Genomic DNA, 7,942 nt, shown 5'->3' on the forward strand with positions numbered 1-7,942 from the left:
AGCGCGCCCAGGCCGTGCAGGTCGCGGCGCAGGGCCAGCAGCTCCTTGCGGATCAAGGCAGCCAGCACGGCCAGGGATTCACTCGGCATCGCGCAGCGAGCGGTGGGTGAGCGCCATGAAGAGCTGCTCCAGGTTCTGGCGCCCGAAGTCGATGTGCTGCGGCCGCACGCCGGCGGCGTCCAGCGCCGCCAGCACCTCGGCCGGCCGCGCCGCGTCGTCGAGCTGCACGCTCCACTCCTCGCCCGAACGCGCGACCCGGCCGAAGCGCGCCAGCGTGTCGGCATGCAGCCCCGGCGCGCGCAGGCGCAGGACGCGCCCGCCCTCGGACAGCAGCTCCGCCAGCGGCCCTTCGCGCAGCAGCCGGCCCTGGTCGAGGATCGCCACGCGGTCGGCGATGGCCTCGATCTCCTCCATGTAGTGCGAGGCGTAGATGACGGCCATGCCGCCGTCGGCCAGCGCGCGGATGGCGTCGAGCACGAAGGCGCGCGACTGCGGGTCCACGCCCACGGTCGGCTCGTCGAACAGCACCAGCTGCGGCTCGGCCAGCAACGCGATGGCGAGGTTGAGCCGGCGCTTGAGGCCGCCGGACAGGCGCTCCGCGCGCACGTCGGCGAAGGCCTGCAGCTGCGCCGTCGCCAGGCAGGCGTCGACGCGGGCCGCCCGCCGCGCCCCCGTCAGCCGCGCCGCGGCGGCGAAGCAGGCCAGGTTCTCGGCCACGGTGAGCATCGGGTAGAAGGCGTAGTCCTGCGGCGCCACGGCGATGCGCGTCGGGGCCTCGGCGCGCAGCGCGGCGAGCGGCACGCCGTCCACCTCGACGCGCCCTTCCTGCACCGGCAGCAGGCCGGCCAGGATGGAGATCAGCGTGGTCTTGCCGGCGCCGTTGGGCCCGAGCAGACCCAGCACCCGCCCGCGCTGTGCGTCCAGCGACACGCCGGCGAGCGAGCGCCGCGTCGCCGCAGGGTAGCGGAAGCCGAGCCGGTCGAGGACGAGCATGGCGTCAACGGCGCCTAGGCCACGGCGCGCCGCAGGTCGCGGAAGAAGGCCTCCTCCTGGTCGGCCTGCGCGCGCAGCAGCGCCGCCAGCCGCGGCGGATCGACCGCCTCGCGCCCCTTGACCATGCGCGCCGCCTTCAGCGCGAAGGCGCGCCAGCCGTCGCCGATCTCGGTGAGCCGGTCGGAGAAGGCCACCAGTTGCGGCATCGCCACCGCGTCCGCCGCCTCCTGCAGGAAGGCGGCGTAGATGAAGCGGAAGCCCGCGCCGCCGGTGCCGATCTCCTCCTGCATGCGCACGAGGTGGCCGATGTAGTCGACGGTGTGCGCCGCCTGCGGCGGCAGCGCCTGCAGCCGCGCGGCCAGCCGGCGCATGCCGCGCACGCCCACCAGCGGGATCGGCGCCAGCATGCTGCGCACGTTGCGGCGGATCGCCTTCGCCACCATCGCCTGCGTCAGTTCGGTGCGCGGCACGGTCTCGGGGTAGTACATCATCCCCTTGGGCGCGAGCACGCCCTTGGCGAAGCGGGCGCGCGCCAGGTCGGCGGCGGCGCAGCGCATCGGCGTCTCGAACACCGGGTCGCTGACGAGGTAGTCGTCGCCCTCCTTGCCGTAGACCAGCAGGTTGTGCGCGTTGAAGTGGAAGCGCATGTCCGGCGGGAAGTACGGCAGCCAGTACACCGAGGTCTGCAGGCCGACCAGCCGGCCCTCGGCCAGCAGCGCGTCGAGCCGGCGCTGGCCGGCTTCGGGCGTGCGGAAGGTCTCGAAGCGGAAGCGCGCCGACAGCGGCCCCAGCAGGCCCTTGATGATCGCGCGCGGCGGCATGCGGTACGAGACCAGCGGCAGCCCCGACAGCTTGACGAAGGGCAGGTACGCGAAGGACAGGCCGGCCGCCAGGCCGAAGGCCAGCGGCTCGGTCATCGGCACCCCGTGGTGGCGCAGCATGTTCGAGATGACGCCGCTCTCGCAGTGCGCCGCGTGCCGGTGCTCGAAGCGCGGGAGGGTCGGTGCAGTGGCGTTCATGGCAGTGTGCGCAGTTGCCGGACGTCCAGGCCCAGCGCCTCGGCGTAGCGCGCCAGGTGGCGCGGCGGCAGGGCCGCGAAGTGGCGCGGCTGCAGGTGGCGCCGCACGCGCCACTGCCAGAAGCCGGTGACCTGCGAGAGCAGCGCCACGTCCATGCGGCGCTGGTACATCCAGTATTCCAGCGGCGAGGCGGCGCCGGCGCGCACGCGCTCGCGCGCTTCGGCGGCCTGGGCGTCGATGACCTCGATCGCGTGGCGGGTGACGATCTCCTCGGCCTCCCAGCCGCGTGAGCCGACCGCCACGCTGCGCCCCTCAGCATCGCGCGCGTACATCAGCTTGCGGTGGCCCGCCAGCGTCGCGTTGCCTTCCTGCGGTACGCCCTCGATGTCCATGGCTAGACAGCTTCCAAATGGATGAAGCCGCTGCCGAAGCGGCCGCTCTCGGGCACGAACATCAGCAGCTTGTGGCCGCGCTCGATGCGGCCCGAGCGGAACAGCTCGTCGAGCATGATGTACGGCGAGGCCGAGCCGGTGTTGCCGCGCGTGGCGAGGTTGGTGAACCAGCGCTCGCGCGGGATCGGCAGGCCGACCTCCTCCAGGCACTGCTGCAGCGGCTCGGCGAAGTAGTGCGAGGACAGGTGCGGCAGGAACCAGTCGATCTGCGCCGCGCGCAGGCCGCGGCGGTCGATCAGCGCGCGCAGCGGCTCGCCGAGCGTGGCGCGCACGATGTGCTCGTTGAGCAGCCGCACGTCCTGCTTGATGGCGAAGGTGGACTGCGCCTGCCACTGCTGCGGCGGGATGCGCATGTAGCCCTGCAGCACGCCGTGCTCGTCGCGCTCGCCGCCGGCGTACATGCACACGGGCAGCTCGTGCGCCGCGGAGGACAGCTCGATCCAGTCCACGCGCAGCGACAGCGGCCCGCGCGGCGCACGCTCCAGCAGCACCGCGCCGGCGCCGTCGGAGAGCATCCAGCGCAGGAAGTCCTTCTCGAAGGCGATCTCCGGGTGCTGCTCCAGCGCCTGCACCTTGTGCGCGTGCTCGGCCTCGAAGTGGGAGGCCATCAGGAAAGGCGACACCAGCTCGGAGCCGGTGGCCACGGCACGCTCGGCCTCGCCGGCGCGAACCGCCAGCCAGGCATGCCGCAGCGCCGCGGCGCCGGCCAGGCACACGCCGGCGCAGGAGACCACTTCCAGCCGCGGCCAGCCCAGTTCGCCGTGCACCATCACGCCGTGGTTGGGCAGCAGTTGGTCGGGCAGCGAGGTGCCGGTGGCCAGGCAGTCCACCCGGCCGATGTCGTCGCCGAGCGCGCGCACGGCCTGCGCGGTGAGCTGCGCGTTGCTCATGGCCGGCAGGCCGGTGGCGCGGTCGATGGCGTAGTGGCGCGAGACGATGCCGTTGCTGCGCAGGATGAGCCGCCGCGCCCGCGAGGGTCTGCCGCCGACGCGGCCCAGGACGTCCTCGATCTCCTCGTTGCTGACCGGTTCGAAAGGCAGGTGGGCGGCGGTCCGGGTCAGGAAGACATCAGTCGTCATACAGGCGGCAGCGGTCGGTGGCCGAGCCGGAAGGGAGCTCGAATCGGTGTTTCATTCTAGTGAGCGCCCCGCGGAACAAGGGCCGCAGCAGGGCCTGCAGCGCCAGGCTCACGGGCACCACCGTGACGATCAGCACGAACAGGAAGAGCACGTACAGCGCCACCACCGGCTGGCGCGCCGGATGGCCCGGGCCGCCGATGGCCATGATGAGCTTGCCCCACAGGTAGAAGCTGCGGGTGCCGGCCTTCTCGCTGACGTACAGGCGCGGCTGCGCCTGGACCGCGCCCAGTCCGGCCAGCAGCGGGCCGGGGCCGCGCTCCTCGCCGCGCGCCAGCGCATCGCGCAGCGCCAGGCCGAAGCGGCGTGCGCCGGCAATCTGCGCCGGCGTCAGTCCCGCATCGGGTAAACCCCAGAAGCCGCGCTTGCGCCCGGTCAGCAGCCACACGGGCGTGGTGAGGAAGGTGGCGAAGGTCGGCCCCGGATCGGTCAGCACCACGTTGTCGATCAGGCGCGCGCCGGTGGCGGCCAACAGCGCCTTGAGCTTCTCGTGCGCCATCAGCCACATGTTGCGGCAGGCGATCACGGTGACCACCGGCCGGCCGGCCAGCACCTTCGCCGCCACCGGGTCCTGCAGGAAGGCGGTGACCGGCTGCGAGGGCGCGAGGAACCACACCTGGTACGGCAGGATGGCCAGGTCGAACACCTCGTCGCCGCGCAGGCCCAGGGGCTGCAGCGGCGCCGGGCGCAGGTGGGCCGTCTCGGGGAAGGCGTCGAAGAAGCGCAGGAAGGGCCAGGGAAAGGGCCAGGGCATCGCCGGCCGCAGCACTTCCTCGTGGATGTGCACATTGCCGGCCTCGCGCAGCGGCGCGATCAGCCGGTCGGTGACCGCGTCGAGCTGGCCCGTCTGCGAATAGCGCACCACCAGGATGCGCTTGGGCGGCGAGGCAGGCGGATTCGGCGGGACGGACATCGGGAGCGGGCAAACAAAGGGCTCAAATGTAGGACAAGCCGGCCCCTGCGCCGCTCCCCCCGGCGCGGGGGCCCGCCGGCCTCCGTCGCGCGGGCGACGGCCGCCCGTTCAGGCGCCGCCGCGGGCGAACCAGGCCTGCACCTGCTCGCGCTGCTGCGGCGTGTAGCGCAGGCCGAGCTTGGAGCGGCGCCACAGCACGTCGTCGGCCTGCGTGACCCACTCCTCCTCGCGCAGGTAGCGCAGTTCGCGCTCGAACAGGCCCGGCGCCACCTCGGCGCCCAGGTCGGCCAGCGAGGCGGCGTCGCCGAGCACGCGCTCGATGCGCGCGCCGTAGGCATGCGCGAGGCGCTGCGCCAGCGCCGGCGGCAGCCACGGGTGGCGCTGCTGCACTTCGGCCGCGAAGCGCGCGAAGGCCTCGTCGGGCCGGGTGCGGCGATCGGTCGGGCCGATCCACGGCGACAGGTCGCCGCCGGCCAGCCAGGCGCCCTCGGTCCAGGCCGGGCGCGCCTCGCCCAGCATGCGGCCGATCTCGCCGGCCGCGTCCTCCGCCAGCTTGCGGAAGGTGGTGATCTTGCCGCCCCACACCGACAGCAGCGGCGCCGCGTCGGCGTTGGTCTCCAGCAGGTAGTCGCGGGTGACGGCCGAAGGGTCGCCCGAGGCGTCGTCCAGCAGCGGGCGCACGCCGGCGTACGTCCACACCACGTCGGCCGGCACCACGGGCTGCGCGAAGTAGCGGCTGGCCTGCTCGCACAGGTAGGCGACCTCGTCCTCGCCGATGCGCGCGGCGCCCGGGTCGCTGCCTTCCAGCTCCACGTCGGTGGTGCCGATCAGCGTGTAGTCGCCCTGGTAGGGGATGGCGAAGATGATCCGCTTGTCGGGGTTCTGGAAGATGTAGGCGTGGTCGTGCGTGAAGATCCGCGGCACCACGATGTGGCTGCCCTTGACCAGCCGCAGGTGCCGCGTGGCCAGCGCGCCGCCGCGCACCGGCCGCGCCGTCTGGCGCAGGAAGGACTCGGCCCACGGCCCCGCCGCGTTGACCAGCGCCCGCGCGCGCACGGTGAAGGCGCGGCCGTCCGCGCCCACCAGCGTCGCCAGCCAGTGGTCCTGGCCGCGCTGCGCCTCCACGCAGGCGGTGCGGGTGAGGATCTGCGCGCCGCGCTCGCGGGCGTCGATGGCGTTGAGCACGACCAGGCGGGCGTCGTCCACCCAGCCGTCGGAGTAGACGAAGCCGCGGCGGTACTGCGCCTTGAGCGGCTCGCCGGCGGGATGACTGCGCAGGTCCACCGAGCGCGAGCCGGCCAGCACCTCGCGCCGCGCCAGGTGGTCGTAGAGGAACAGGCCCGCGCGGATCATCCAGGCCGGCCGCATCGACGGGTCGTGCGGCATCACGAAGCGCAGCGGCGCCATGATGTGCGGCGCGCTGCGCAGCAGCACCTCGCGCTCGGCCAGCGCCTTGCGCACCAGCGAGAACTCGTAGTACTCCAGGTAGCGCAACCCGCCGTGGATCAGCTTGGTGGAGGCCGAGGAGGTGTGCGAGGCCAGGTCGTCCTTCTCGCACAGCAGCACCTTCAGGCCCCGGCCCGCCAGGTCGCGCGCGATGCCGCAGCCGTTGATGCCGCCGCCGACGACGAGCACGTCGCATTCGAGCGGCGCCAGGCGGGCCGAAGGCGCCTGCGCCGCCGGAAAGGTGGGCGCGAAGACGGCAGAATCCGCAGAGGAAGTCGATTCGCTTTGGTTCATTTCGATTCCTTATTGCGCGAATTATCTCAATATTTCCCCTGATTCGCTTCGGTTTTTTTCGTTTTAAAGTGATTTCCGTGAACGAATCCAACCCCCGCCAACTGAAGCTGCTGGCAGCGGTGCGCGAGCGCGGCGCCGCCACCGTGGAGGAACTGGCCCAGTTGCTCGGCGTCACCCTGCAGACGGTGCGGCGCGACGTGCAGCGGCTGGCCGAGGCCGGCCTGCTGGCGCGCTTCCACGGCGGCGTGCGGGTGCCGGGCTCGACCACCGAGAACATCGCCCACGGCCAGCGCGAGGCGCTCAACGCCGAGGGCAAGTCGCGCATCGCCCGCGCCGTGGCCGCGGAGGTGCCGAACGGATGCTCGCTGATCCTGAACGTCGGCACCACCGCGGAAGCCATCGCCCGCGCGCTGTTGCGCCACAGCGGCCTGCGCGTCATCACCAACAACCTGAACGTGGCAGGCATCCTGGCAGCCAACGCGCAGTGCGAAGTGATCGTGGCCGGCGGCACGGTGCGCAGCCGCGACCGCGCGGTGGTCGGCGAGACGGCAGTGGACTTCATGCGCCAGTTCCGGGTCGACATCGCCGTCGTCGGCTGCTCGGGCATCGAGGCCGACGGCACGGTGCGCGACTTCGACCTGCGCGAGGTGAAGGTGGCGCAGGCCATCCTCGCCCAGGGCCGCGAGGTGTGGCTGGCCGCCGACGCGAGCAAGTTCAACCGGCCGGCGATGGTGCAACTGGCCGAGCTGTCGCGCTTCGACCGCCTGTTCACCGACGCGCCGCCGCCGGCGCCCTTCCCCGACCTGCTGGAACGCGCGCAGGTGCGCTGCGTCGTTGCCGGCGCAGACGCTACAGGAGACCCGACACCATGACCTACCTGCTCGCCCTCGACCAGGGCACCTCCAGCTCGCGCAGCATCGTCTTCGACGCCGCCGGCCGCATCGTCGCCATGGCGCAGCGCGAGCTGCCGCAGATCTACCCGCAGCCCGGCTGGGTGGAGCACGACCCGATGGAGATCTGGCAGGGCCAGCTCGCCACCGCGCGCGAGGTGCTGGCCAAGGCGAAGCTGAAGCCCACCGACATCCGCGCCATCGGCATCACCAACCAGCGCGAGACCACGCTGGTGTGGGAGCGCGCCACCGGCCGGCCGGTGCACCACGCCATCGTCTGGCAGGACCGCCGGGCCGAGCCGCTGTGCGCGAAGCTGCGTGCCGACGGCATGGAGGACACCATCCGCGAGAAGACCGGCCTGGTGATCGACGCGTACTTCTCCGCCACCAAGCTGGTCTGGCTGCTGGACAACGTGCCCGGCCTGCGCGCGCGGGCCGAGCGCGGCGAGCTGGCCTTCGGCACGGTCGATAGCTGGCTGATCTGGCAGCTCACCGGCGGCAAGGTGCACGTGACCGACGTGAGCAACGCCTCGCGCACCATGCTCTTCAACGTGCACCGCAACGCATGGGACGCCGACCTGCTCGCGGCGCTGAAGGTGCCCGCCGCGCTGATGCCCGAGGTGCGGCCGTCGAGCTGCCACTTCGCCGATGCGGATGCCGCGCTGCTGGGCGCGCCCCTGCCCATCGGCGGCGTGGCCGGCGACCAGCAGGCTGCCCTGTTCGGCCAGGCCTGCTTCGGCCCCGGCATGGCCAAGAACACCTACGGCACCGGCTGCTTCCTGCTGATGCACACGGGCGA

8 protein-coding genes are annotated in these 7,942 nt (G+C 72.6%); 2 read left to right on the forward strand and 6 right to left on the reverse strand.

Going from position 1 to position 7,942, the window contains the following annotated elements; genetic code table 11:
• Positions 1–78: 78 nt before the first annotated feature.
• The 6 genes from ACIY1X_RS01130 to glpD all read right to left on the reverse strand — a co-directional run bounded on the left by ACIY1X_RS01130 (position 79) and on the right by glpD (position 6,253).
• Positions 79–993: an ABC transporter ATP-binding protein gene (locus tag ACIY1X_RS01130; protein ID WP_399677388.1), complete on the reverse strand. Its 915-nt coding sequence runs from the start codon at positions 991–993 to the stop codon at positions 79–81.
• Between the two features lie 14 nt (positions 994–1,007).
• Positions 1,008–2,012 (reverse strand): BtrH N-terminal domain-containing protein, encoded by a 1,005-nt coding sequence (locus ACIY1X_RS01135; RefSeq protein ID WP_399677390.1) that lies wholly within the window; start codon positions 2,010–2,012, stop codon positions 1,008–1,010.
• A complete protein-coding gene (locus ACIY1X_RS01140; protein WP_399677392.1) occupies positions 2,009–2,404 on the reverse strand; it encodes a hypothetical protein in 396 nt (131 codons plus the stop codon). Before ACIY1X_RS01140 ends, ACIY1X_RS01135 begins: the two co-directional genes overlap by 4 nt.
• Before the next feature lie 2 nt (positions 2,405–2,406).
• Positions 2,407–3,543, reverse strand: a complete 1,137-nt coding sequence (locus tag ACIY1X_RS01145; protein WP_399677394.1) for a beta-ketoacyl-ACP synthase III — start codon at positions 3,541–3,543, stop codon at positions 2,407–2,409.
• Complete coding sequence (locus ACIY1X_RS01150; protein WP_399677395.1) at positions 3,533–4,513, reverse strand: dialkylrecorsinol condensing enzyme; 981 nt, start codon at positions 4,511–4,513, stop codon at positions 3,533–3,535. The genes ACIY1X_RS01145 and ACIY1X_RS01150 overlap by 11 nt, the downstream gene beginning before the upstream one ends.
• 108 nt (positions 4,514–4,621) lie before the next feature.
• On the reverse strand, positions 4,622–6,253 hold the full coding sequence (glpD, locus tag ACIY1X_RS01155; protein ID WP_399677396.1) for a glycerol-3-phosphate dehydrogenase: 1,632 nt from the start codon (positions 6,251–6,253) through the stop codon (positions 4,622–4,624).
• 71 nt (positions 6,254–6,324) lie between these two features.
• Between glpD and ACIY1X_RS01160 the strand changes: the two genes are divergently transcribed.
• Both ACIY1X_RS01160 and ACIY1X_RS01165 read left to right on the forward strand, forming a co-directional pair.
• Complete coding sequence (locus ACIY1X_RS01160) at positions 6,325–7,125, forward strand: DeoR/GlpR family DNA-binding transcription regulator (protein WP_399677504.1); 801 nt, start codon at positions 6,325–6,327, stop codon at positions 7,123–7,125.
• Positions 7,122–7,942: FGGY family carbohydrate kinase (locus ACIY1X_RS01165; RefSeq protein ID WP_399677397.1), on the forward strand; the 821-nt coding region annotated here is incomplete at its 3' end. The genes ACIY1X_RS01160 and ACIY1X_RS01165, both read left to right, overlap by 4 nt.

It is taken from the genome of Xenophilus sp., from assembly GCF_044462705.1.
GTDB classification, from domain to species: Bacteria; Pseudomonadota; Gammaproteobacteria; order Burkholderiales; family Burkholderiaceae_C; genus Xenophilus; species Xenophilus azovorans.